Here is a 22,468-nt window from a genome sequence, read left to right on the forward strand (position 1 = left end):
GGGGTCTCCTCGCGAAGCCTGAATCAGATCGCGACACTCACATCAATGGGTCCTGACCCTAAAAAGTGCCAAGAACGGTGCTGCATAGACGGCGTCCGGCGAGTCTGCTGGCGGCAGCAGGTTTTGAAGAGCTGGCGGCCATTCGTTCTGGTGCGCCAGCCACTGCACAAACCATTTGTGCATCGCCGGAGAAATCTCGGCGCGCAGCAGATCCTCGAACCCGGCATAGGGCTGCTCGAAGGCCCGGTCGGATGCTAGCTGGATCACCGCCGCCGCTTCTGGCGTCTGCTGGTCGAAGATTGTCGCGACCGTTTTGCCGACGCTGCGGAAGAAACCGGCGAAGGAGGCGACATTGGTCTCACCGCCCGCGTCGAACGGCACCCAGCCGAGCGAGTCGAGCCTTTTGTACTGGCCAGGCGCGAGTTCGGCGGCGCGCCTCGCTACGGTGCTATAAGCGACGAACTCGGTCTTGCCCTTAACCACGAGGACGCGGCGAGCAAGCAACGCCTCGCAGAAGCGGGTGCGAAAGCCGTCCCGGAAGATCTTGAGGCGCAGGCTCGGCGGCAGGACCACCGCGGATGCCTGAAGCAGCGCCGTCGGATCGCGCTGCAACACCGTCATCTGCTCGGGCTGGAATTGCTCGATCACGTAGGGCGAATGCGAGGTGAAGAGCGCCTGGGATGCCAGTCCGCGCACTTTGTCGACGACACGCTGCTGAACATGCGGCGGAAGCGACAGCTCCGGTTCTTCCATCGCGAAGATGACCCGGCCCTTGCGTCGCTCCGCAATCAACCCGAGCATCGCGAGGACGAGCGCGTTGATCGTGCCAGAGCCTTGGTGCTGGAAGGGCGCGGCATAGCCCGGCACGCCGGTCGCCAGAAACGACTTGAGCACGCGGCGCAGATCCTCTCGGGTCAGCTCGGACACGCGCAGATGCGGCGCGTCCGCCCATTCGCCGGGCACGATCTCGCGCATCGCATCCTGGATCGCGGTCAGGATCTTGCCGAACTCGGGATCGCTCGCACCGACAACATCGAGGTTGCGCAGCTGGTGGAGCAGCGTCTCCCACATGCGCGTGCGCACCTCATAGGTCTTGAGGATCACATCGAGCAGCGAGCCGCGCTCCATGGACAACGCACGGCTGCCGGTGCGCAGCGCGCGCAGGTGCAGGAAACCGAATTCGCGCTTGTCGCTCGACCGGCACTCGCTCGTTGGCGTACCGTCGTCTGTCCGCGGCACCGCAAACCAGGTCTTAGCTGTGAACTCGTCACCATCCGGGTCATAGGCGCCTTCGAAGCGAATGCGGACCGCCGGCTCGACGTCGGGCGTTGTAATGTAGTTCGCGCCGCCTGGGCCGATCAACGTGCGGTCGGCGTGGCGCCAGAACTCAATATTGTTTCGAAAGCGGTCACAAAGCTGCTGGTCGAGCCCGGCGACAACCACCTCGGCCACGATTTTTGGCGCGGGCTGATCCTCTGCGGCAAGGTAGCGGCCGCCGTGGAAATCATGCTCATCAATCGCCTGTGCGCGCGCCAGCCGATCGGCGCCGATGGCGAGCTCAATTGCCTCAAAAACAGTCGATTTGCCGGTATTATTATCACCCAGGAGGACGGTTGTTCCATCGAAATGCAGATCGGCGAGCCTTATTCCCCGGAAATTCTCGATATGGACACGAACAATTCGCACGAACCCCATCCCCCGGCTCTGTCGTCTTCAAGGTACGTCCCATATCATCCACTCATGCTTAAGCCGAGCGGGCTTAGATCGTTGGTCAAAATGAGTCGGTCCGCTTTGGTGGCGGGGTGAGCGTCGCTGTCATCTACAAAGTTTTATTTCTGCATCGGCAACAGCGGTTCGCGTTCATCTTCTTAGAGCGGAAAGACTCGCTTTGCGGACAGGCTGTATATGAGAAATAACTATCTGGCGCGCATGATCAGGCGCATCGTCGTCGCGTCGGTCCCGAAAGGCTGGGTGCACGGCAATTTGTTGGTTGTTGCATCGACCCAGCCATGATCAATGAGGACCGCTAGACACCAGCGAGCGCCATCAAGAGATTAGCCCATCCCACTCGTCCTGCCCGATCTGCGCCGCCTGCCAATGCTGCACCTCGGTCGAGACCCAGAATCGCCTGCTGGGACTTTCGCGATAGGCATGAGGCGCCGGGAACGTGCCAAGGCGTATCAAGCGGTATATCTCCGACTTTGATAAGCCAGTAACCTCTATCACGCGAGGTAGGCGCCAGAACTCCATGGCAGCGGCGGGTGCAACATCAGTCATTTGGAGTGCTCAGCAATGATCTCGCACGAACTATAGCACAGGGCGGAGATCAGGCTAAGGGAATACAATCTAAGGCGTAGAAGCAAAATCACTAGATTGTTGAATCTGATTGAACCGCCGATCTTTTGAGCCGTTTGTTACTCGCCGATCGTAATACCCAGCCGGTCCGATATCATGTTTTTAGCAACCGCTTTTCCGATTTCCCAGATCAGCGCGACGCTGGCGGTTCCTGCCTTTTCCGCGCCCTGCTTCGTCGCCTGCCAAACGGCACTATCTCGCACGGTTTCTAGGAACTCGTGCCCACGATAGGTAAGCGCCTGTGGCTGCCACTCAAAGCCATCCGGTCCAAGCGTGCTTAGATCCTCGGCTTCAAGAAAACCGGCGTCGTCTAAAATCTTCACATGGTAGGAAAGCTCGGCTCTTGTCCGGCCTTCGATCTCGAGTTCCATGAAGCCGCGTGGGTCGTGATCACTGGCTTCGACCGCCAGCAGAATATCGCGAATCAGGTCCTTATCGAGCTTCATACGGCCTCCACGGAACGGTGGATCTAGTCAGCTCATGCGGCGACTACATTCAGCGCGCAATTGCGGTGGCGACTCTGTGGCGACTCGTCATGCAAGCCGTAACGATGGGCGCACGCAAGGCCACCGTAAGTCGTTGAAGATGTTGGTTTTCTCTGGTCGGGGCGACAGGATTCGAACCTGCGACCCCCACACCCCCAGTGTGATGCGCTACCAGGCTGCGCTACGCCCCGACCGAGACGCGCGGCCCTACGCGGGCCGCGCGGCTTATGCAAGCCGCGTCAGATCAGCTTGCGCCAATGCTGCCCGTCCCACGCATCGATCGACATGGCGGAGGGCGAATGCGCGCGCAGGTTGCGACCGAACGCCTTCTGATGCTCGGCCTGGCCGTGCGCGCCCAGCGCTTCGGGGCTCGCCCAGCGCTCGGCAACGCGGACGAGATCGGGATCGCCGGCGTCGAACGCGAAGCTGTACTCCTCGCACCCCTCTTCGGTCTTCACCACCTTGGCATGCTCGGCGAACAGCGAAGCGGCCTTCGCGCCCTCGCCCTCGCCCAGCTTGATCGTGCCCATCACCAGGATCGTCATCGCTCTGTCTCCTCTCGCGCGCCCCGCGCGGGCGGCCTCGCGCGGCGAGACGTACCCGCGCGCGCCCGTTGCGCCAAGGGCGCAGCGATGGTAGCGGCACGCGCTTCACGCAGGGTGTGGTTTCGCGCCCCGCGCCCCCTGTGCACGCAAGGACGGCATGTTCATTTCCCCAGCTTACGCCCAGACGGCGAACGGCGCCGCGGCGCAGGGCGGGCTCGGCGGCTTTCTCAGCCTCGCCCCGCTCGTTCTCGTCTTCATCGTCTTCTACTTCCTGATGATCCGCCCGCAGCAGCGCCGCATGAAGGCGCTGCAGAATGCGGTCGCGGCGGTGAAGAAGGGCGACAGCGTGGTCACCGCCGGCGGGCTCGTCGGCAAGGTGACCAAGGTTGAGGAGCAGTTCGTCGAGGTCGAGATCGCGCCGAACACGCGCGTGCGCGTGGTCAAGGCGACGCTCGCCGAAGTGACGCCGCTCGGCGCCAAGCCCGCTAACGACTGAGCCCGCCATGCTCGATTTCCCGCGCTGGAAGGTCGTTTCGATCTGGTTGACGATCGCGGTGCTGTGCGCGCTCGCGGTCCCCAGCCTGCTCCCGCAGCGCATCACCGACAGCTGGGGCAGCTTCCCCCATCCGCGCATCAACCTTGGCCTCGATCTCGCCGGCGGCAGCTATCTGCTGCTCGAGGCGGACGTGAACGACGTCGCCACCACGCGGCTCGAGACGATGCGCGAGCAGGTGCAGACCGAGATGCGCCGCCAAGACCCGCGGATCGAGATTGGTGACATCTCGACGCGCGGCGGCCGGCTATCCTTCCTGCTGCGCAACCCGGCACAGGTCGATGCGGCGCGCGAGCGGCTGCTGGCCATCACCGGCGGCGGCGTCGGCATGACGGGGCAGCGTGAATGGGACATCCAGGTGGTCGATTCGAGCCGCCTCGTCCTCACCCCGACCCAGGCCGGGCTGACGCAGGCGGTCGATACCGCGATGGGCGACGCGACCGAAGTCGTCCGGCGCCGCATCGACGAGCTCGGCACGCGCGAGCCGACGATCATCCGCCAGGGCACCAACCGCATCGTCGTCCAGGTTCCCGGTCTGCAGAACCCGCAAGCGCTGAAGGATCTGCTCGGCAAGACCGCGAAGCTCGAGTTCAAGCTAGTCGACGAGACCGCCTCGCCGCAGCAGCTCGCCGCCAAGCAGGCGCCCGCCGGCAGCCAGGTGCTCGCCTATCCGACCAATCCCGCCGGCATTCCGTTGATCGCGGTGAAGCGCTCGGCGATCCTGACCGGCGATCAGCTCACCGACGCGCGGCAGGAATTCAGCCAGCAGACCAACGAGCCGCAGGTCGCGATCACGTTCGACAGCCAGGGCGGGCGAAAGTTCGCGCAGGTAACGCGCGAGAACGTGAACAAGCCGTTCGCGATCATCCTCGACAATCAGGTGATCTCGGCGCCAAACATCAACGAGCCGATCCTGGGCGGCCGCGCGCAGATCTCGGGCAGCTTCACCACCGAAAGCGCAAACGCGCTGGCGATCGCGCTGCGCTCGGGCAAGCTGCCGGTGGCGCTGAAGGTGGTGGAGGAATCGACCGTCGGCCCCGATCTCGGCGCCGAATCGATCCGCGCCGGCATCCTCGCCTCGGCCGTCGCTGTGGCGCTGGTCGTCGCCTTCATGCTCGTCACCTACGGCCGCTTCGGCGTCTATGCGAACCTCGCGGTCGTCATCAACGTGTTCGTCATCGTCGGCGTGCTCGCGCTGATCGGCGGCACGCTGACGCTGCCGGGCATCGCTGGCTTCGTGCTGACGATCGGCACCGCGGTCGACGCCAACGTGCTGATCAACGAGCGTATCCGCGAGGAGCGGCGCCGCGGGCGTACCGTGTCGCAGGCGATCGAGCTCGGCTATTCCGAAGCCAGCCGGACGATCTTCGAGGCGAACATGACGCACGCTATCTCGGGCATCATCATGTTCATCCTCGGCTCGGGCCCGGTGAAGGGCTTCGCGGTCGTGCTGCTGATCGGCATCGCCACCAGCGTGTTCACCGCCGTGTTGTTCACCCGCATGCTGACGGTGCAGTGGCTGCGCCGCACCAAGCCGAAGACGATCAACATATGATCGCTCACATGCTGTTTAATCGTCGCGACCGCGCTGCGGGACCGACGGAGGTCGTCGCATGAAACTGCTCAAGCTCGTTCCCGATCATACGAACATCGATTTCGTCCGGCTGCGCGGCTGGGCGTTCGGGCTCACGCTGCTGCTGTCGGTACTCGCCGTCGGCGTCACCTTCTACAAAGGGCTCAATTTCGGCGTCGATTTCGAAGGCGGCCTGATGATCGAGGAGCGGTTCGCTACGCCGCCCGATCTCGATCGGCTGCGCGACGTCGTCGATGCGCAGGGCCTGGGTGAGGCCTCGCTCCAGCAGTTCGGCGATCCGCGCACGCTCACCATCCGGCTGCCGGTGCAGGAGGGCGCCGACGAGGGCGCCACCAACGCCGCGGTGAAGAAGGTCGAGACCGCGATCGGCCAGGCGTTTCCTGGCGCGACGTTCAGCCGCTATTCGACCATCTCGGGCAAGGTGTCGGGCGAGCTGATCCGCAACGGCGTCCTCGCCGTCGTCCTCGCGGTGCTCGGCATCGGGCTGTTCGCGATCGTGCGGTTCGAATGGCAGTTCGGCGTGTCGACGATTGCGGCGATCGTCCACGATCTTGTCATGACGTTGGGCTTCTTCGCGCTGACGCAGTTCGAGTTCGACCTCAACATCGTCGCCGCGGTGCTCACCATCATCGGCTATTCGATCAACGACAAGATCGTGATCGACGACCGTATCCGCGAGAACATGCGCCGCTATCGCAAGATGGACATGCGTGAGATCGTCAATCTATCGGTCAACGAGACGCTGCCGCGCACGGTGATGACGTCGGTGACAATCCTGCTTGCGCTCGCCGCCTTGCTGTTCCTCGGCGGCCACGTGCTGCGCGGCTTCACCGCGGCGATGATCCTCGGCATCGTCGTCGGCACCTATTCGTCGATCTACGTCTCGTCCTCGCTGCTCATCACGCTCGGCCTGCGCGCCGATCCGGCACTCGAGAAGGTGAAGGCGAGCGCGATCGACAATGCCGAGCGGGTCGCCCCGCGCACGCCGCGCTCCTGATGCGCCGCCCGCCACAGGCCGATCCGGCGTGAGGATGGATCGCGCGCGCGACGGCGGCGGGCCCATCGTCCGCGCGCTGGGCCCGGGTGGCTTCCGGCTCGACGATACGACGGTCCTTGCCGCCGCGCTGCTGACGGTGAACGAGGCGCGCGCCTGGAACCCCCCGCCGCTCCCCGAGCTCGACGAGGCGGCGCTGGCTGCGATCCTCGATCCCGCGCCCGAGTTCGTGCTGGTCGGCACCGGCGACACGCTCGTCCGGCCACCGCGCGTACTGGTGGAGGCGCTCGAGGCGCGCGGCATCGGCCTCGAGCCGATGGACAGCCGCGCCGCGGCGCGCGCCTGGGGCGTCTTGCGCAGCGAAGGGCGCCAGATCGCTGCCGCCCTCTATCCTCTCGACGCCTGAAGACGCGAACCGCTTCGGCCTAAGTCAGCACGCGGCGTTGGTCAGGACGGCCGCGAGTAGCCCTGGAAAACGACGGTCGAATGCGTCGCGCCGCAGCGTGTTGATCATCTCGCGCCCCGACTGCGTCGTCTCGATCAGCCCCGCCGCGCGCAGGACCCTGAGATGGTTCGACAAGGTGCTCTTGGGTATCGAATCGCACGGCGCGGCACCGGCGCAGGTCAGCCGCTCGTTCGCCGCAAGCCTCGCCACCATACCCAGCCGATTGGGATCGGCGAGCGCATGCAGTGCCAGCGCGAGCGGAACGTCGTCGAGCCGGGGGGTGGGTGAAGCGCGACATGCAGCCAACATAGGATCACTTAGTCGATTTAATAGTTCGGGAATATTGAACTATTGAAGCGGGGCCCCATCTGCCGTTCTGGCCGACGGCGCACGATGGCGTGATCGCGGGCCGCCTTTTTGGAGTTTTCCCCCATGTCCCTACAGGCAACTCTCCAGGGCAAGAAAGCGCTCGTCACCGGCGGGTCGCGCGGTATCGGCGCCGCGATCGCCAAGCGCCTCGCCGCCGATGGCGCGACCCTTGCGATTACCTATGCAGGCAACAAGGCGGCGGCGGACGCCACCGTCACCGCGATCGAGCAGGCCGGCGGCACCGCCTTCGCGTTTCAGGCTGACGCCGCCGATCCCGCCGCGCAGCGCGCCGGGATCGAGCAGGCTGCCGCTGCGCTCGGCGGGATCGACATTCTCGTCCACAATGCCGGCGTCGCGGCGTTCGCCTCGCTGGGTGAGGACAGCGACGCGCTGTTCGATCAGCAGTTCGGCGTTAACGTGAAGGGCCTGCACGTCGGCACGCGCGCAGCGCTGCCACATCTGGCCGACGGCGGACGCATCATCCTGATTGGCAGCGTCTCGGGCGAACTGGCGTTCCCGTCGACCGCGACCTACAGCGCGACCAAGGCGGCGGTGGCGGCGCTTGCGCGCGGCTGGGCAAAGGATCTCGCCGCGCGCAACATCCTCGTCAACACCGTCCAGCCGGGCCCTGTAGATACCGACATGAATCCCGCGAACGGCGATTTCGCGCAGCAGATGATCGCCGCGATCCCGCTGCGCCGCTACGGCACCGCCGACGAGATCGCCGGCGCGGTCGCCTTCCTCGCCGGTCCCGACGCAAGCTACATCACCGGCACGACGCTCAACGTCGACGGCGGCGTCGCCGCCTGATGGCAGGGCGCGCGGCGGACGATCCGCCGCGCGCTCACCCTGCCCGGCGCGCGAACAAGCCGTATCCGGCGATCACCAGGTAGCAGATCACCGGCAGCACCAGTGCGAGCGATAGGCTGCCCGACACGTCGGCCAGCGTACCGTAGAGCGGCGGGACCACCGCGCCGCCGACGATCGCGGTAGCGATCACGCCCGACCCTTCCGCCGCGCGCTTGCCGAGCCCTGCCGACGCGATGCTGAAAATCGTCGGGAACATGATCGAGTTGGTCAGGCCAACGGCGATCAGCAGCCACCCCGCGACGACGCCGCTCGCGTTGGCGGAGAGGGCGATCAGCGCGATCGCCGCGGCACCGGCGACCGCCAGCACCTTGCCCGGCGAGACGACGCGCAGGATTGCCGAGCCGGCGAAGCGCCCGATCAGCGCGCCGCCCCAGTAGAAGGGCACGTAATTGCCCGCCACCTGATGCGGCACGTTCCACACGGCTGGCTGCGACAGATAGGCGACGAGGTTCGATCCGATCGTCACCTCCGCCCCGACATAGAGGAAGATGCACAGCACGCCGAGTGCGAAGCGCGGCTGCCCAAGCAGCGTCAGCGCGTGGAAGATCGATCCTGTCTGCTCCTGCTCCTCCTGCAGGCGATTGCGCCGGGTCCACACGACGCCGGCGATCACCAGCAGCGCGATGGCGAGCGCGATGTAGGTGTGGACGATCGCGCGCGACGCTTCCACGCGATAGGCGTCGAGCGCAGGGCCGCTCAGCGCTGACGCGCTGACGCCTGCCAGCCCGCCGAGGATCAGCGTCGAGCCGACGCGCGGAAAGATCGTCGTGCCCAGCGAGTTGAATGCCTGCGCGAAGGTCAACCGGCTGCTCGCCGTCGCCGGCGGCCCGAGCAGCGAGATCAGCGGATTGGCGACGACCTGGACGATCGTGATCCCCGCACCGAGCACGAACAGCGCACCAAGGAACATCCCGAACGTCGCCGAATTAGCCGCCGGAATGAACAGCAGGCACCCCGCCGTCATCGTCACCAGGCCGATCGACGCGGTGCGCATATATCCCATCCGCCGCACGATCCCCGCGGCAGGAAGCGAGAAGAGCAGATAGGCGAGAAAGAACGCCGAATTGACGAGGTTCGCCTGCGCGTGGCTGAGCGTGAACAGCTCCTGCAGCTTCGGCATGACGATGTCGTTGAGGCTGGTGATCCCGCCGAAGATGAAGAACAGCGCGAAGACGAACCAGCGCAGGTCGGGGGCATCGACATAGACGGCATCGTCGTGGTCCGATCCCGGACTAGATCCGTCCGCCCTCGCCGGCCCCTGCGCAAACGCCATTCCCCCGTCCCCCTCATGCCCGTCGTTCGCCGCGTCGACGGCGCCGGACCATCGCCTACTCGTAGCGCGGAAACCACCACATTATCGTGACCGGCAGCGGCGTCCACGCGCCGACGCGTATGCCCGCGAAGCGCAGCGCGTCGCCAACCCATGCGTTGCACGTGTCCACGGCGTCGTAGCGCCCGCGCGCAGCGTAGAAGGCATCATAGGCGAAGTAGCCGCGATACCGCTCGCCGCCCTCGACCAGCGATGCGCGGACGTACGCGGCGAGCCGGCGATATTGCGCGGGCGTGACGACCAGCCGCCGCACCGACCCGTCGCGTGCGGGCCGCGGCAGGTGATCGACGTGGATTAGCGTGCGATCGCTGCCGAGCGCTGCCGCGAGCACCGTTAACGGCTTCACATCGGCCCAGGTCGGGGTTTCCAGATAGAAGGCGCGCTCCCCCCATCCGACCGACACGTGATCGTACGCGCCGTAGCGCGGATCGGCGAGGTCATGCGCTGGAAAGCTTTGCCGCCAGTCCACCCCCGCGGCGATTTTGGGCATGATGATCCCGGTGTGGACGCCGTTCGTTTCGAGAAAGAGCGTGATTCCCCGCTCCGGTGCGCGCCACGCGTCGTTGCTTGGCATCGATCCGCCGATCAGCGCAGCGAGCGGATAGGCGAGCAGCAGCGTTGCCAGGGCAACTATGGACAAGACGATGCGACGGGGCATGCTACCCGATACGCTTCCATCGCCGCTGCGACCACCACGTGCAGTTCGATGCCGCTGCCCGTGACGCTCGCGTGGCGCGGGATTACCACGCATCAACGATCAATCTGGCGTCACGCAATCGGCAAACGAAAAAGGCCGCCCTCATGCGAGAGCGGCCCCAACAGTCACCAGCGATGGCGGGCTTCAGTTGAAGCGGCCGAGCCCCGCGATCGTGCGATCGACCAGCGCCTTGTCGGCGTCCGCGCCGTGCCGCTGCGCGATCAGCGATGCCGCCGCAGCCGCCGCCGCCTTGGCGGTGGTCGCGCGAACCTCAGCGATTGCCGACCGCTCGGCGGCTGCGATCTTATCTTCTGCCATACGCGCGCGCCGCTCGACCAGCTCGGCCGCGTCGCTGCGCGCCTGCGCGACAATCGCCTCGGCCTCATGGTTTGCCTGCTGCGCCATATCCGCCGCGCTCTTCTCCGCGTCGGCGATCTTGCGCGCATACTCATCGCGCAGTGCCTCGGCCTCCGCGCGCAGCGCCTTCGCCTCATCGAGCTGGCGGCGGATATCCGCGATCTGGCGATCGAGCCCACCGACGATCAGCGCCGGCACCTTCTTCACCACCAGCACGATCAGCAGCACGAGCATCGCCAGCGAGACGATCACCGTCCCGTTGGCGAAACCGAACAGCGACGGATCCACGTGGTGGTCAGGACCGCCCTCGGCGATCGAGGTCGACAGCGCCTCGGTGCCGCGCGCCGACATGCCCTCGGCCTCGGCAGCGTCCGCCAGATTCTCCGCCACCTGTGCGGAGCCCGGCGACATCGTGGTCATGATGATGAACTCAGCCATGCGCCATTGCCGCCTGAACGGCGCCCCTTGCCTCGTCGGCACTCACCTGCACGCCCGACACGCGCGTGACGATGTCCTGCGCGGCCTCGGCCGCGACCGACTCGATCTCAGCGAGTGCCCGCGCCGTGGCGGCGCGGATGTCCGCCTCGCGCGATGCGACGTGCTTCGCCTGCTCGGCCTGCGCTGCGCTGAGCGTCTCGGCACTCGTTGCCTGCGCACGCTGACGCGCGTCGGCGACCAGCGCCTGCGCCTTTTCCCGATTGGCCTGGTCGCGCACGCGCCACGCCTCTTCGGCCCGATCGGCCTCGTCGCGCGCCTTGGAGGCGGCGGCGAGATCGGACGCGATCGAGCGATCACGCGAATCGATCGTCTTCTGTACCTTGGGCAGCATGCCGCGGCCCACGACGAGGAAGACGATGCCGAACGTCACCACCAGCCAGAACAGCTGGGATGCCCATGTCGCGGCAAGTTGGGAAATCTGAGGCATCGGTGATCCTGCCCGATCGGAGCGACAGTCAAGGCCGCTCCGTCAGTGGATGTTAGGCGACGAAGACCAGGATCATCGCCACGACGAACGACAGCAGGCCGAGAAGCTCGGCGCCGGCGAAGCCGATGAAGAGACGACCCTGCTGCGCGTCGGCCGCACCCGGATTGCGCAGCGCACCTTCGAGGAACTTGCCGAACACGTTGCCCACGCCGAGCGAGGCGAGACCGGCACCCACAGCGGCCAGACCGGCGCCGAGCAGCTTTGCGGCTTCTGCGTCCATTTCTATAACTCCCTTATCAAATCAAACGGTTGGACTGAACAATCGAGAACTTAGTGCAGGTTGACCGCATCGTTGAGATACAGCGAGGTCAACAGCGCGAAGACGTAAGCCTGGATGCCGGCGACGAGCAGCTCAAGCGCCGAGATGCCGACCATCAGACCGAAGCTGGGGATGCCGACCAGCAGGCCGACGCCGAGCCCGGCATTGCCGGCGTTGACCACGAACCCCGCCAGCACCTTGAGCAGGATGTGCCCCGCGGTCATCGCGACGAACAGTCGCAGGCCGAGGCTGAACGGGCGCACCATGAACGAGACGAACTCGATCAGCGGGATCACCGGCAGCAGCCACCACGGCGTGCCGTGCGGCACGAACAGGCTGAAGAAATGGAGCCCATGGCGCCAGAAACCGACCACGAGAACGATCGAGAACGACAGGATCGCGAGGATCCCGGTGATCGTGAAGTGGCTGGTGAAGGTGAACGGGTGAACGCCGACGACGCCAAGCGGCAGCAGGCCCAGCACGTTGGCGAACAGGATGAACATGAATAGCGAGAAGACGTACGGGACGTAGCGCTTCCCCTCCGGCCCGATGTTCGACGCGAGCATGTTGTCGATGAAGCGAACCGTGCTTTCGACCATCAACTGACCGCGCGTCGGGATCGTCTTGCCCGCGGTGCCGAGCGACATGAAGCCGATCAGCACGATCGTCGCGACCGCCATCCACATCGCCGAATTGGTGAAGGCGATATTGTAGCCCGCGATCTGCCAGTTCTGGGTGCCGAACAGCGGCTCCACCAGGAACTGGTGCATCGGATCGATCTTGCCGCCGCCTTCCGCCACGTTCACTGCTTCCCTAACGAAAGCGCCCGATCATCACGGGCGCTTGGTCGAAATCCGAATGATGTTCCTGAACGCGGCGCCCGTCCCGAGGGCGAGCATCACGAGCAGGCCCCAGGGCTGCGTGCCGGCAAATCGGTCGATTACCCAACCGATCAGCGCGCCGCCCACCATGCCACCGATCAGTTCGGCCAGCACGCGATTGCCGAGACGCGAACCGTCGTCGGCAGCCGCCTTGCCCGCCCCTGTCCGGTGCGCCTCTTCCGCTTGCGCCGCCGTCAACCGCGCGTCGAGCGAGGTGATGCGAGCATCCTGGCCGAGGGTGTCTGGTCCGGGCTCGTTCTCGGCCATCCGCGCGCTCTCCCCTTGTTCCGGGCAGGCGCGAAGAGTGCCAAGTGGCGAGCCCGCCAAGGCGCGGTCCGGTTAGCCGGGGGGTCGGGGGGTGTCAACCGTTGCGGCGGCTTCACCGCGCGGCGCCTTCCGTTCGATCAGCCGCTAAGTCGCGGACGCAGCGCTCAGACGCAGCGCGGATCGCGCGTCGGCGCGCCGCCGCCGCGCGTCGCCCACGCACCGTCCGGCGTGCGATATTTTTCGCCCGGCGCGGTCTGCTGGATGAGGTTGCAGCCGCTGGTGAACGCGAGCTGCTCCACCGTCGCGCCCGACGCCTGCGCCTTCTGTGTATAGGCCGCCTTGCGCTGGATGTTGATCGCGTTGACGAGCGCCCGAAGATCGGCTGATCCGCCCCCGACGACGCCGAGATAGCCGTCGGGCTGCTCGCCCACCTGGCCCGCGGCACGCGCCGCGGCATAGGCGGGGTCGCGCTGCGCCCAGGCGGCAGCGGAAAAGCCCGTGGCGGCCACCGCCGCCGCGATCAGCGCTGCCTTCTTGGTTGCCAACTCGAACATGTCAAAAAATCCCCGGATTCTGCTTGATGAGCGACTTCGCCTCGTTGTCGAGCCGGTACACCACTTCCTGCGTCACGCTGATGTTGAGGTTTATCACGATCGGCTTGTCGGGGGCGGCGACGTTCACGCATCCGCCGAGCCCCGCCGCCACACCGATCGCCAGCCGCTTCACCATCATTGAGATCGTATCGTCATCGCGCTTCGTCAATCCTGCTGCTGTCATCGCATCGTCTCGCTTGCCGGGGGCTGAATGGTGGGCGGTGCCGCACGCTTCTCCTGCTCCTCGAGCAGCGCGGGCAGATTGCGTTCGATCAGCCGTTTGGGATCGTAGAAGCTCGCCGCCGAATCGATCAGCCCGCGAAAAGGCGCGGCGATACGGACGTTGAAGACGAACGGTAGCTTCTGCAGGCGCCGGATGAGAAAGTTCGACTTTGCCCCCTCGCCCTGGCTGACGCCGGCGAAGCGCACCTCGGTCACCATCTCGCCGGCCAGCGCGCCGTTCATCACGATCTGCAGATCCTGATAGCGCAGCGATCGCAGCGCCTGGAACGCGATGTTGCCCCAGGTACCAAGGTTCTTCTCGCTCAGCTCGCCTAGATAGGCGAGCGTCCCCCCGCCCTCGCGCACCACCAGCGTGCCGTTGACGATGCGTCCGCCGTTCTGATCGAACACCATCGGCAGCTCGCCGTCGAAGACGCCGGTCGCGTCGAGGTTCTTGAAGTCGAATTGCTGCAGGAATTGACGCGCGTCCATGCCCGCGACGCGGAACGTCATGCGCCGCGTCTGCGGCGAGGCGAAGTCGAGCAGCGTCGGCTCGAGCGTCAGCGTGCCGCCCGCAAACGGCCAGCGTCCCCCCGCCACTGAGACGCGAAGCCCGCGCAGCAATTGATATTCGATTCGCCCGTCCGTCACCGCGACGCCCGGATTGATCGACGCCACGGTCGCCACCTGTCGCGGCGCGCTCTCCAGGCCGAGCAGGTCGGTGAAGCGTATCTCTCCCCTGATCCCGGTGACCGGGCCGAAGGCGGCGGCAAGATCGGTCCCGTCGGTGCGAAACGTGCCGGTCGAGGTGACGCCTGCCGGGCTCCACGCGATGTCCCCGACGCCTGCTACCGTTCCCTTTACATCGGCGATGACGCCGAAGGTGAGCCGTGTCAGCTCCTCGGGTTGAAAGCCGTCCCCGAAGGTCAGCCCCGGCACCGTCAACCGCGCCGTTCCCGTGCCGCTCGATAAGCGATGGCGGATCGCGATGTCGGCGACGCGCACGTCCTTGGCCGGCTGCACCAACCCTCCGGTCGCGACGATCTCACCACCGGCGAGCCGCAGCGACAAGTCGCGCGCCGCAAGCGGCTGGAAGCGCGGTTCGCGATCGGCATCCGCGACGGTCAACGCCCCGTCGAGGGACAATACCCCGCCCGTCAATTGCCAGCCGCCCGCCGCTTCCGACAACAGGAGCGGGACCGCACCGATCCGCCCCGCCCCCCCGGCATATCTGCCGATTACGCCTCCTCCGGCGACCGTGCCCGACAACGAGGCGAGATCGACCATCGTCGGCCGATCGGACGCGCCGAGCTGCGTGGCGACCGATGTGGCGGTGAAGCCGCGCTGCTCGTGACGCCACGTCAGGCTGCCGGCTGCAACCGTCAGCGGGCTGCTGCCGAGCCGCCCGTCGAGGCGCAGCGCGCCAGTGCTTAGGCCGCCGCCGAGACGCCCGTCGCGTACCAGCGCCATCGCGCCGTCCACCGGGCATAACGGCACCGCAGTCGACCCGAGCGTCAGGCCCGCGATCGCCAACCGCTCGAACCGCATCGGGACGCAGCGCTCGTTGATCGCGATCACACCCGTGGCGGTTCGACGCAGCGCAACCGGCAAATCGAGCCCCTCGACACGTCCGTCGCCAAGTGGGCCGGAGAGCGTCGCGGTGGTGCGAAGCTGCACCGCCCCGCTCGGCGCGAGAACGAAGCGAACCGGCGCCAACCGCAAGCGCGCCGACCCCGCCGCCCATTCGGCGATCGTCGCGTTGCCGCTCACCGCGCCACCGGCGCGCGGCTGTGCGAGACGCACGTCGATGCGCGGGAAACCGCCGCCGCCGATCGCCAGCCGGCCATCGGCGCGCAACCCCGCCGGATCGCCGACCATAATGCCCGCGCCGTCGCCGAACGCGATCGCCGTGCCCGATGTCGAGCGGGCGCTTATCTGACCGACCGTCGCGAGGTAGCGCCCTGACGCATTGCCGAGCGCGAGTTCGCCGCCGATGTCGAACCGTGCCGCCGCCTGTGCCGCAGCACGGCCAAGGGCCGCCGCCAGCGGCGCGACCGGCGTGCCGGCAGCGGACGCGCCTGCACGCGCCACCTTTTCGACGAAGCTGCGCGACAGGCGGGCGCGGCTGGCGTCGAAGCGGCCGGCGACAATCGCGCGGCCGGTGGCGATGCGCCAGCGCACGGCGAACGCCAGCGTCTCGCTCTGCGCGGTTCGCGCGTCAACATCGGCGAGGCGCAGCTGCGCGCTGCCCTCGGTCCGGGCCGCGCTGCCGGCGAAGTCGATCTGTCCGCCTACGCTTCCCGCCACTACGCCAGGCACGGCGATGCGCGCCGTCCGGATCGCCGCGCCGCCGCGCCACCGATCGAGCGCGGGCGACAGCGCCACGTCGATCCGGCCCTCGGGCGCGCGCACCGTCGCATCGGGGCACGCGGCGCGGCTAGCGCGCATCGGCCCGGCAAGCTGCGGCGCCGCCGCGTCGATGCGCAGCGCGACCACGCCCTCGATCCCCTCGATCGTACAATCGCGCACCGCGAGCGGCGTCGCCACGACCGCCATCGTCCCGCGAAAGCCATCCGACAGCCCGCCGTTCCCCGCGAGGCGCAGTCCGAAGACGCCGATCGCAGTCTCGAGCCGCATGCGCCCGTCGGCGATCGACAGATCGATCTTGGGTAGCGCGAATGGCGCCCCCGACGGTGCGGGAAGCAGGCGATCGATCGCCCCCAGCCGCACGCGGCCGTCGATCACCCGGCCGCGCAGCCGTACAAGTCCTGCGCGGATGCCGGTGACCTGCGCGCCGGAGGGGCCAATGTCTGTCCGTGTCTCGATCCAGTCCGCGACGAGGTCGGGATCGGCCGGATCGCCGATGACCACGTTCGTCAGCCGTTGGCGGCCGAAGCCAAGATCAGCCACGCGGTATCGCGCCGGCACACCCTTCGCCGCGAGCGTGCGGTCGATCACGCCAGTCGCGATCGGCACCCGCGCCAGCCACGTGCCGAGCAGCGCCAACGCGATCAGCCCGACGGCAGCGATCAGAAGGCGGGTGCGGATCATGCGGCGGCGGGTCCGATCCTGTTCTGCCGCCGCCACGCAACCTCTTCTCGATACGATCCGATACAGCCCATCTACGCGGGTATGGCACCGCCTTGCAATTGCGCTGCCCCGCGCCGCCGCCTAGCCTTGCGCCATGGCCGACAGCGACCCGCCGCCCGATTATCTCGGCCACCGCGCCCGGATCCGCGAACGCCTGCTCGGGCAGGGCGGCGACACGCTGCTCGATCACGAACTGATCGAATATCTGCTGACGCTCGCGACGCCACGCATCGATACCAAACCGATCGCCAAGGCGCTGCTGCGCGAGTTCGGCGGCATCGGCGGCGTCTTCACCGCGGATCGCGCGGCGTTGTCGCGGATCAAGGGGATGGGCGACGTGGGCATCTCCGCGATCAAGATCGCGCAGGCGACCGCGCTTCGATTGCTGCAATCGGAAGTTGCCGCGCGGCCGGTGCTCGGCAACTGGCAGGCGCTGCTCGACTATCTGCGTGCCGACATGGCGCACCATTCGATCGAGCGCGTGCGCGTGCTTCACCTCAACACGCGTAACATGCTGATCCGCGACGAGGTGATGAGCGAGGGATCGATCGACCAGGCGCAGGTCCATGTCCGCGAGGTGATCCGCCGCGCGATCGATCTCGGGTCGGCGGCGATCATCCTGGTGCACAATCACCCCTCGGGCGACCCGTCGCCCAGCCGCGCGGATATCGAGATCACCCGCGCCATTGTCGCGGCAGGCAAGGGGCTCGGCATTGGCGTTCACGATCATCTGATCATCGGCACCAGCGGCCATACCAGCCTGCGCGCAAAGGGGCTGATGTGATGCGAAAACGGCCGCCGGATCGCTCCGGCGGCCGCTTTTGATCGATTGTCGGCGTGATCAGCCAGCCTTGGCCGGGCTGCCGAGGAAACCGGTCAATTCCTGCTTCGACACGGTGGTCGACTTGTCCTTGTCCGCCTGCGCGAACGCGGCCTCGTTCCACTTCGCGTCGCCCGGCTTCCCGGCGCCGCCCGGCGCCTTGGCCTTGAGCGCGTCCATCCACGCGGCAAATTCGGCCTTGTTCAGATCGCCGTCGCCGTCCTTGTCGTATGACGCGAATTCGGCATCGACAATCGATGTCACCTGATCGCCAGTCGCTGGCTGGGCAGCGGCGGCAGCAGTCTCCGCCGGTGCGGGAGTCGCCGTGGCGGAATCCATCGGCGTCGCCTGATCTGCGGGTGCCGCCTGATCTACAGGGGCCGCGGGCGCTGCCTGAGCGGTCGGCGCCGTCGTCGGCTCAGTGGCGGTTGCCTGCTGTGCAAGCGCCGGCGAAGCAACGGTCATGGCCGTAGCAAGAAGAGCGAATTTCAACATCTTTTCTCTCCAGTCGTAATTCTATCCGTCCGGTCGACAGGCAGCGCACACATCGTTGGGTACCGCCTCAGGAACTGGTCCGTCATCAACCGTCGATTGACAATATCGGTTCCTGCCCCGCGATTTGAAGCCTTGACATGAGCCTGCTAACGCCCGCGCCAGCCCCTCCTCTCGGCGGCTCGCGACGAGCCGTTCCCTGCGCACGACCAAGGAATTGCACATGGTTCCGCGTTATTCCCGCCCCGACATGACCGCGATCTGGACGCCGGAAGCCCGTTTCCGCATCTGGTTCGAGATCGAAGCGCACGCCACAGAGGCGCTCGCCGAACTCGGCGTGGTGCCCCGCGCCGCTGCCGACGCGCTGTGGGCGTGGTGGCGCACCAAACCGCGGATCGACGTCGATGCGATCGACGCGATCGAGGCGGTGACCAAGCACGACGTGATCGCCTTCCTCACCTGGGTATCGGAGCAGGTCGCCGCGCACTCCGGCGAGGATTGGGCGCGCTTCATGCACCAGGGCATGACGAGCTCGGACGTGCTCGACACCTGCCTCGCGGTTCAGCTGACGCGTGCGACCGATCTTTTGATCGCCGATGTCGACGCATTGCTGGCGGTGATCCGGCGGCGTGCCGAGGAGCACAAGCTGACGCCGACGATTGGGCGTAGCCACGGCATCCACGCCGAACCCGTCACCTTCGGGCTCAAGCTGGCGCAGGCCTATGCCGAATTCGATCGCGCGCGCGCACGGCTCGTCACGGCGCGCGCGGAGGTCGCCACCTGTGCGATCTCGGGCGCGGTCGGCACCTTTGCCAACGTCGATCCGCGCGTCGAAGCGCATGTCGCCGCCAAGCTCGGCCTCGCGATCGAGCCCGTCTCGACGCAGGTGATCCCGCGCGATCGCCACGCAATGTATTTTGCGACGCTGGGCGTCATCGCCAGCTCGATCGAGCGCCTCGCGACCGAGATCCGCCACCTCCAGCGTACCGAGGTGCTCGAGGCGGAAGAATATTTCTCGCCCGGGCAAAAGGGCTCGTCGGCGATGCCGCACAAGCGCAACCCGGTGCTGACCGAGAATCTCACCGGGCTTGCACGCATGGTCCGCGGCTATGTCACCCCGGCGCTCGAGAACGTCGCGCTGTGGCACGAGCGCGACATCAGCCACTCCTCAGTCGAGCGCTACGTCGCGCCCGACGCGACGATCACGCTCGATTTCGCGCTCGGACGGATTACCGGCGTGATCGACAAGCTCGTCGTCTATCCGGCCCGGATGCAGAAGAACCTCGATCGGATGGGCGGGCTGGTCCACTCGCAGCGCGTGCTGCTGGCGCTGACGCAGGCCGGCGTCAGCCGCGAGGACGCCTATCGCCTGGTGCAGCGCAACGCGATGAAGGTGTGGGAATCGGACGGCGCACTGTCGCTGAGCGAGCTGCTGAAGGCCGACGCGGATGTGACCGCCGCCCTGTCACCCACGGCGATCGATGCCGAGTTCGACCTCGGCTATCATTATAAGCACGTCGACACGATCTTCGCGCGCGTCTTCGGCTAAGTGTATCGGCCCTCGCCCGCGTATCTCGCGGCGCGAGGGCCATAAGAGTTCAGGCGGGGATCTGCTGCGAGATGCAGTGGAAGCTGCCGCCGCCCGTCAGGATCGCGTCGGCGCGCAGGCCGATCGCGCGCCGCTCGGGAAACAGCGCCTGGATCTCGCGCACCGCGACGTCATCGTCGGGCGCGCCGTAGATCGGCACTACGACGCTCGCATTGCCGATGTAGAAGTTCATGTAGCTCGCCGGCACGATCTCCTCGTCGCGCAGCACGCGGCCCGGCGACGGGACGGGCACCACCGTCACGCCGCCCGCGCGCGCGCGTTGCGCCGCCTGCTGATAGACCTGCCAATTGGGATCGTTCTCGCTGCCGACCGGGATCGCGAGCCGCCCCTCGCCGACGAAGCGCGCTAGGTTGTCGACGTGCCCATCGGTGTGGTCGTTATGCAGTCCGTCGCCAAGCCACAGCACGCGATCGTAGCCGAGATCGGCAGCGAGCCGCGCCTCGATCTCCGCGCGCGACAGGCCGGGATTGCGGTTGGGATTGAGCAGGCACTGCTCCGTCGTCACGACGAGGCCGGTGCCGTCGCCGTCGATCGCGCCGCCCTCCAGCACCCAGTCGTGCCGCTCGACGCGCTTGCCGCGCTGCGCCGCGAGCCGCTGGCCGATGTCGTCGTCGCCCGGCAGATCGTATTTGCCACCCCATCCGTTGAACCGGAAGCTGCGCGCGACACGGTCGCCGGCGATGATCGGGCCGGTGTCACGCAGCCAGATATCGCCGAACGGCTCCACCACGATCTGCGCGAAACCGGCGAGGCGCTTGGCCGCATCCGCCGCCTCGTCGTCGGCGGCGACGAGCAGCACCTGCTCGCCCTTGCCGCCGGCATGCACCGCCGCGGCAAAGGCCGCGACTTCGTCGCGTGCCTCGTCCAGATCTTCCTGCCACAGTTCGGGGTGGCTCGGAAAACCGATCCACACCGCCTTGTGCGGCGCCCATTCGGGCTTGGGCGTGCGGCTCACTTCGCGGCCTCGCGCGACTTGTCGCGGATCGCCTTGAACTCGGCGGTGGGATACCAGTTCGGCCAGGCGGTGCCGTCGGCGAGCTGCCGGCCGAGCTGATAGTAGATCGTCAGATCCTGGATCGCGCCGTCCCAATTCCAGTTGGGATCATATTCGTCCTTGGGCCCATGATAGCGGTTGGTCGTATAATCCTCGGCGGCCTTCTTGCCCGCCGCGACGCCGCCGGTGACAAGATCCTCGCCGCTGCCGCCCGACAGCATCGGCACGCCGAGCTTGGCGAAGCTGAAATGATCCGAGCGATAATAATGCCCCTTCTCGGGCGTCGCCTCGGCCGACACGCGGCGCCCCTGCGCGGCGAGCAGCGGCTTCACCATGTCCTCAAGCTCGGACTTGCCCGCCCCACTGATCTCGAAATCGCGTACCGGGCCGAGCACGTTGAGCCCGTCCATGTTGACCCCGCCGACGGTCTTGCCGAGCGGAAACACCGGATGCTCGGCATAGTAGCGGGAGCCGAGCAGCCCGCTCTCCTCCGCCGTCACCGCGACGAAGCCGATCGAGCGGCGCGCCGGCCCCGCCTTTCGGTACGCCTCCGCCATCGCGATCAACCCGGCGATCCCCGTCGCATTGTCGACTGCGCCGTTGCAGATGTCGTCGCCCGCCACCGCATCGCAGCGACCGAGATGGTCCCAGTGACCCGAATAGAGCACCACCTCGTCAGACGCCGCCGTGCCGGGGATCACGCCGACGACGTTCTTCGACATGCTGCGCTTGATCTGGTTCGAGAACCCGCCGGACAGCTTGAGGCCCAGCGGCACAGCGCGGAAGCCCTTGCTCTTCGCCGCGGCGGCTAGCTGGTCGAAATCCTTGCCCGCGGCGGCGAACAGCTCCTTCGCCTTGGCAAGCTGGATCCAGCCGATCACCTCGCTCTGGTCCATGTGGTTGCCCGGCTCGTCGAGCTCGTACTGCGGCCCGGTCCATGACGATTGCACCACCGACCAGCCGTAGGCTGCGGGTTCGGTGTCGTGGACGATGATCGCGCCCGCCGCGCCCTGCCGCGCGGCCTCCTCGAACTTGTACGTCCAGCGACCGTAATAGGTCATCGCCCGTCCCTCGAACGGCCCCGCATCGAGCCCGGCAGCCGGCGTCTGCCAGTCGGGATCGTTGACGAGGATGACGACCGTCTTCCCCTTCACGTCGAGCCCGGCATAGTCGTTCCAGCCCTTTTCCGGCGCGTTGATTCCGTAGCCGACGAAGACGAGGTCGCTGTTCTTGAGCGCCACCTTCGGCGCCACGCGATAGGTGCCGGCGACGATATCGGTGCGATAGTTGAAGGTGACGGGCGCCTTGCCGCCGGTGGCGGTGAAGGGCGAGACGTCGGTCGCGGTGATCTCCACCATCGGCACGTCCTGCGTCCACTGCCCCTTCTTGCCCGGCTTCACCCCAGCCACTGCGAGACGCTTGACGATATAGTCGATCGTCTTGGTTTCCCCCGCGGTGGTGGGCGCACGACCCTCGTAGGCGTCCGACGACAGTTCCTGCGTGACCGATTTCAGCGTCTCGACCGAGAAGCTTGGCTGGGTCTGTGCCCCCGCAGGCAGCGCAGTGGCGAGCAGCAGGAGAGTGGCAAGGCGACGCATCGGATATCCTCGTGAACGGCAATGTGAACGGTGATGCGACGGACCTTACAGTTTCGCCCGCCCC

The 22,468-nt window shown here is 66.8% G+C and carries 25 protein-coding genes and 1 tRNA gene; 7 read left to right on the forward strand and 19 right to left on the reverse strand.

Annotated elements, in window-relative coordinates:
* Window positions 1-42: 42 nt before the first annotated feature.
* The 5 genes from B7L05_RS14330 to B7L05_RS14350 all read right to left on the reverse strand — a co-directional run bounded on the left by B7L05_RS14330 (window position 43) and on the right by B7L05_RS14350 (window position 3,385).
* Window positions 43-1,695 carry an ATP-dependent endonuclease gene (locus B7L05_RS14330; protein ID WP_218776035.1) on the reverse strand — a complete coding sequence of 551 codons (1,653 nt, stop codon included), beginning with the start codon at window positions 1,693-1,695 and terminating at the stop codon, window positions 43-45.
* Window positions 1,696-2,046: 351 nt separating this feature from the next.
* Window positions 2,047-2,277 carry an AlpA family phage regulatory protein gene (locus tag B7L05_RS17890; protein WP_085810978.1) on the reverse strand — a complete coding sequence of 77 codons (231 nt, stop codon included), beginning with the start codon at window positions 2,275-2,277 and terminating at the stop codon, window positions 2,047-2,049.
* Between the two features lie 137 nt (window positions 2,278-2,414).
* Window positions 2,415-2,801 (reverse strand): DUF2513 domain-containing protein, encoded by a 387-nt coding sequence (locus tag B7L05_RS14340; protein ID WP_085810979.1) that lies wholly within the window; start codon window positions 2,799-2,801, stop codon window positions 2,415-2,417.
* Window positions 2,802-2,954: 153 nt separating this feature from the next.
* Window positions 2,955-3,031 (reverse strand) — tRNA-Pro (locus tag B7L05_RS14345).
* A 48-nt stretch (window positions 3,032-3,079) separates the two neighbouring features.
* Window positions 3,080-3,385, reverse strand: coding sequence for a putative quinol monooxygenase (locus B7L05_RS14350; RefSeq protein WP_085810980.1), 306 nt, complete (start codon window positions 3,383-3,385; stop codon window positions 3,080-3,082).
* A 157-nt stretch (window positions 3,386-3,542) separates the two neighbouring features.
* On the opposite strand from B7L05_RS14350, the gene yajC reads away from it, so the two are divergent.
* Genes yajC through B7L05_RS14370 form a run of 4 tightly spaced genes read left to right on the forward strand, consistent with a single transcriptional unit; the run spans window position 3,543 to window position 6,932 of the window.
* Complete coding sequence (gene yajC / locus B7L05_RS14355; protein WP_085810981.1) at window positions 3,543-3,881, forward strand: preprotein translocase subunit YajC; 339 nt, start codon at window positions 3,543-3,545, stop codon at window positions 3,879-3,881.
* A 7-nt stretch (window positions 3,882-3,888) separates the two neighbouring features.
* On the forward strand, window positions 3,889-5,493 hold the full coding sequence (gene secD / locus B7L05_RS14360) for a protein translocase subunit SecD (protein WP_085810982.1): 1,605 nt from the start codon (window positions 3,889-3,891) through the stop codon (window positions 5,491-5,493).
* 58 nt (window positions 5,494-5,551) lie between these two features.
* On the forward strand, window positions 5,552-6,529 hold the full coding sequence (secF, locus tag B7L05_RS14365) for a protein translocase subunit SecF (RefSeq protein WP_085810983.1): 978 nt from the start codon (window positions 5,552-5,554) through the stop codon (window positions 6,527-6,529).
* Between the two features lie 34 nt (window positions 6,530-6,563).
* A complete protein-coding gene (locus B7L05_RS14370; protein WP_085810984.1) occupies window positions 6,564-6,932 on the forward strand; it encodes an Mth938-like domain-containing protein in 369 nt (122 codons plus the stop codon).
* Between the two features lie 24 nt (window positions 6,933-6,956).
* On the opposite strand, the gene B7L05_RS14375 is transcribed toward B7L05_RS14370, so the two are convergent.
* On the reverse strand, window positions 6,957-7,280 hold the full coding sequence (locus B7L05_RS14375; RefSeq protein WP_256926762.1) for a helix-turn-helix transcriptional regulator: 324 nt from the start codon (window positions 7,278-7,280) through the stop codon (window positions 6,957-6,959).
* A gap of 123 nt (window positions 7,281-7,403) precedes the next feature.
* Between B7L05_RS14375 and B7L05_RS14380 the strand changes: the two genes are divergently transcribed.
* Entirely contained in the window at window positions 7,404-8,150 is a 747-nt protein-coding gene (locus tag B7L05_RS14380) for an SDR family oxidoreductase (RefSeq protein ID WP_085810985.1), read from the forward strand.
* 34 nt (window positions 8,151-8,184) lie between these two features.
* On the opposite strand, the gene B7L05_RS14385 is transcribed toward B7L05_RS14380, so the two are convergent.
* The 10 genes from B7L05_RS14385 to B7L05_RS14430 form a co-directional block, all read right to left on the reverse strand.
* Entirely contained in the window at window positions 8,185-9,483 is a 1,299-nt protein-coding gene (locus B7L05_RS14385; RefSeq protein WP_085810986.1) for a sugar MFS transporter, read from the reverse strand.
* 55 nt (window positions 9,484-9,538) lie between these two features.
* A complete protein-coding gene (locus B7L05_RS14390) occupies window positions 9,539-10,180 on the reverse strand; it encodes a TIGR02117 family protein (protein ID WP_256926763.1) in 642 nt (213 codons plus the stop codon).
* 201 nt (window positions 10,181-10,381) lie between these two features.
* Complete coding sequence (locus B7L05_RS14395) at window positions 10,382-11,032, reverse strand: hypothetical protein (protein WP_375601266.1); 651 nt, start codon at window positions 11,030-11,032, stop codon at window positions 10,382-10,384.
* Window positions 11,025-11,519: an ATPase gene (locus B7L05_RS14400; protein WP_085810988.1), complete on the reverse strand. Its 495-nt coding sequence runs from the start codon at window positions 11,517-11,519 to the stop codon at window positions 11,025-11,027. The genes B7L05_RS14395 and B7L05_RS14400 overlap by 8 nt, the downstream gene beginning before the upstream one ends.
* Window positions 11,520-11,571: 52 nt before the next feature.
* Window positions 11,572-11,799 (reverse strand): F0F1 ATP synthase subunit C, encoded by a 228-nt coding sequence (locus B7L05_RS14405; RefSeq protein WP_046409264.1) that lies wholly within the window; start codon window positions 11,797-11,799, stop codon window positions 11,572-11,574.
* Between the two features lie 50 nt (window positions 11,800-11,849).
* Window positions 11,850-12,638 (reverse strand): F0F1 ATP synthase subunit A, encoded by a 789-nt coding sequence (locus B7L05_RS14410; protein WP_085811168.1) that lies wholly within the window; start codon window positions 12,636-12,638, stop codon window positions 11,850-11,852.
* A gap of 33 nt (window positions 12,639-12,671) precedes the next feature.
* A complete protein-coding gene (locus tag B7L05_RS14415; protein ID WP_085810989.1) occupies window positions 12,672-12,986 on the reverse strand; it encodes an AtpZ/AtpI family protein in 315 nt (104 codons plus the stop codon).
* Between the two features lie 164 nt (window positions 12,987-13,150).
* Complete coding sequence (locus tag B7L05_RS14420; protein ID WP_085810990.1) at window positions 13,151-13,540, reverse strand: YdbL family protein; 390 nt, start codon at window positions 13,538-13,540, stop codon at window positions 13,151-13,153.
* Between the two features lies 1 nt (window position 13,541).
* Window positions 13,542-13,748: a YnbE family lipoprotein gene (locus B7L05_RS14425; protein ID WP_256926764.1), complete on the reverse strand. Its 207-nt coding sequence runs from the start codon at window positions 13,746-13,748 to the stop codon at window positions 13,542-13,544.
* An 11-nt stretch (window positions 13,749-13,759) separates the two neighbouring features.
* Entirely contained in the window at window positions 13,760-16,888 is a 3,129-nt protein-coding gene (locus tag B7L05_RS14430) for a YdbH domain-containing protein (RefSeq protein ID WP_256926765.1), read from the reverse strand.
* 97 nt (window positions 16,889-16,985) lie between these two features.
* Between B7L05_RS14430 and radC the strand changes: the two genes are divergently transcribed.
* Window positions 16,986-17,675, forward strand: a complete 690-nt coding sequence (radC, locus tag B7L05_RS14435) for a DNA repair protein RadC (protein WP_085810992.1) — start codon at window positions 16,986-16,988, stop codon at window positions 17,673-17,675.
* A 57-nt stretch (window positions 17,676-17,732) separates the two neighbouring features.
* Here the strand turns inward: radC and B7L05_RS14440 are convergent, their stop codons facing one another.
* Window positions 17,733-18,050, reverse strand: coding sequence for an EF-hand domain-containing protein (locus tag B7L05_RS14440; protein WP_256926766.1), 318 nt, complete (start codon window positions 18,048-18,050; stop codon window positions 17,733-17,735).
* 376 nt (window positions 18,051-18,426) lie between these two features.
* On the opposite strand from B7L05_RS14440, the gene purB reads away from it, so the two are divergent.
* The gene (purB, locus tag B7L05_RS14445) at window positions 18,427-19,752 is read left to right on the forward strand and encodes an adenylosuccinate lyase (protein ID WP_085810994.1); all 1,326 of its coding nucleotides are present in this window, start codon (window positions 18,427-18,429) and stop codon (window positions 19,750-19,752) included.
* 49 nt (window positions 19,753-19,801) lie between these two features.
* On the opposite strand, the gene B7L05_RS14450 is transcribed toward purB, so the two are convergent.
* Window positions 19,802-20,767 carry an agmatine deiminase family protein gene (locus tag B7L05_RS14450; protein WP_085810995.1) on the reverse strand — a complete coding sequence of 322 codons (966 nt, stop codon included), beginning with the start codon at window positions 20,765-20,767 and terminating at the stop codon, window positions 19,802-19,804.
* A complete protein-coding gene (locus B7L05_RS14455; RefSeq protein ID WP_085810996.1) occupies window positions 20,764-22,404 on the reverse strand; it encodes a M28 family metallopeptidase in 1,641 nt (546 codons plus the stop codon). Before B7L05_RS14455 ends, B7L05_RS14450 begins: the two co-directional genes overlap by 4 nt.
* Window positions 22,405-22,468: the final 64 nt, after the last annotated feature.

This window comes from Sphingomonas sp. TZW2008 (assembly GCF_002117915.1).
In the GTDB taxonomy this organism is placed as follows: Bacteria; Pseudomonadota; Alphaproteobacteria; order Sphingomonadales; family Sphingomonadaceae; genus Sphingomonas.

Bases quoted from the DNA above. Each gene is read 5' to 3' on its own strand.
- B7L05_RS14330 (WP_218776035.1), bottom strand. From the start codon at position 1,695: ATGGGGTTCGTGCGAATTGTTCGTGTCCATATCGAGAATTTCCGGGGA.
- B7L05_RS17890 (WP_085810978.1), bottom strand. From the start codon at position 2,277: ATGACTGATGTTGCACCCGCCGCTGCCATGGAGTTCTGGCGCCTACCT.
- B7L05_RS14340 (WP_085810979.1), bottom strand. From the start codon at position 2,801: ATGAAGCTCGATAAGGACCTGATTCGCGATATTCTGCTGGCGGTCGAA.
- B7L05_RS14350 (WP_085810980.1), bottom strand. From the start codon at position 3,385: ATGACGATCCTGGTGATGGGCACGATCAAGCTGGGCGAGGGCGAGGGC.
- yajC (WP_085810981.1), top strand. From the start codon at position 3,543: ATGTTCATTTCCCCAGCTTACGCCCAGACGGCGAACGGCGCCGCGGCG.
- secD (WP_085810982.1), top strand. From the start codon at position 3,889: ATGCTCGATTTCCCGCGCTGGAAGGTCGTTTCGATCTGGTTGACGATC.
- secF (WP_085810983.1), top strand. From the start codon at position 5,552: ATGAAACTGCTCAAGCTCGTTCCCGATCATACGAACATCGATTTCGTC.
- B7L05_RS14370 (WP_085810984.1), top strand. From the start codon at position 6,564: ATGGATCGCGCGCGCGACGGCGGCGGGCCCATCGTCCGCGCGCTGGGC.
- B7L05_RS14375 (WP_256926762.1), bottom strand. From the start codon at position 7,280: ATGTTGGCTGCATGTCGCGCTTCACCCACCCCCCGGCTCGACGACGTT.
- B7L05_RS14380 (WP_085810985.1), top strand. From the start codon at position 7,404: ATGTCCCTACAGGCAACTCTCCAGGGCAAGAAAGCGCTCGTCACCGGC.
- B7L05_RS14385 (WP_085810986.1), bottom strand. From the start codon at position 9,483: ATGGCGTTTGCGCAGGGGCCGGCGAGGGCGGACGGATCTAGTCCGGGA.
- B7L05_RS14395 (WP_375601266.1), bottom strand. From the start codon at position 11,032: ATGGCTGAGTTCATCATCATGACCACGATGTCGCCGGGCTCCGCACAG.
- B7L05_RS14400 (WP_085810988.1), bottom strand. From the start codon at position 11,519: ATGCCTCAGATTTCCCAACTTGCCGCGACATGGGCATCCCAGCTGTTC.
- B7L05_RS14405 (WP_046409264.1), bottom strand. From the start codon at position 11,799: ATGGACGCAGAAGCCGCAAAGCTGCTCGGCGCCGGTCTGGCCGCTGTG.
- B7L05_RS14415 (WP_085810989.1), bottom strand. From the start codon at position 12,986: ATGGCCGAGAACGAGCCCGGACCAGACACCCTCGGCCAGGATGCTCGC.
- B7L05_RS14420 (WP_085810990.1), bottom strand. From the start codon at position 13,540: ATGTTCGAGTTGGCAACCAAGAAGGCAGCGCTGATCGCGGCGGCGGTG.
- radC (WP_085810992.1), top strand. From the start codon at position 16,986: ATGGCCGACAGCGACCCGCCGCCCGATTATCTCGGCCACCGCGCCCGG.
- B7L05_RS14440 (WP_256926766.1), bottom strand. From the start codon at position 18,050: ATGGATTCCGCCACGGCGACTCCCGCACCGGCGGAGACTGCTGCCGCC.
- purB (WP_085810994.1), top strand. From the start codon at position 18,427: ATGGTTCCGCGTTATTCCCGCCCCGACATGACCGCGATCTGGACGCCG.
- B7L05_RS14455 (WP_085810996.1), bottom strand. From the start codon at position 22,404: ATGCGTCGCCTTGCCACTCTCCTGCTGCTCGCCACTGCGCTGCCTGCG.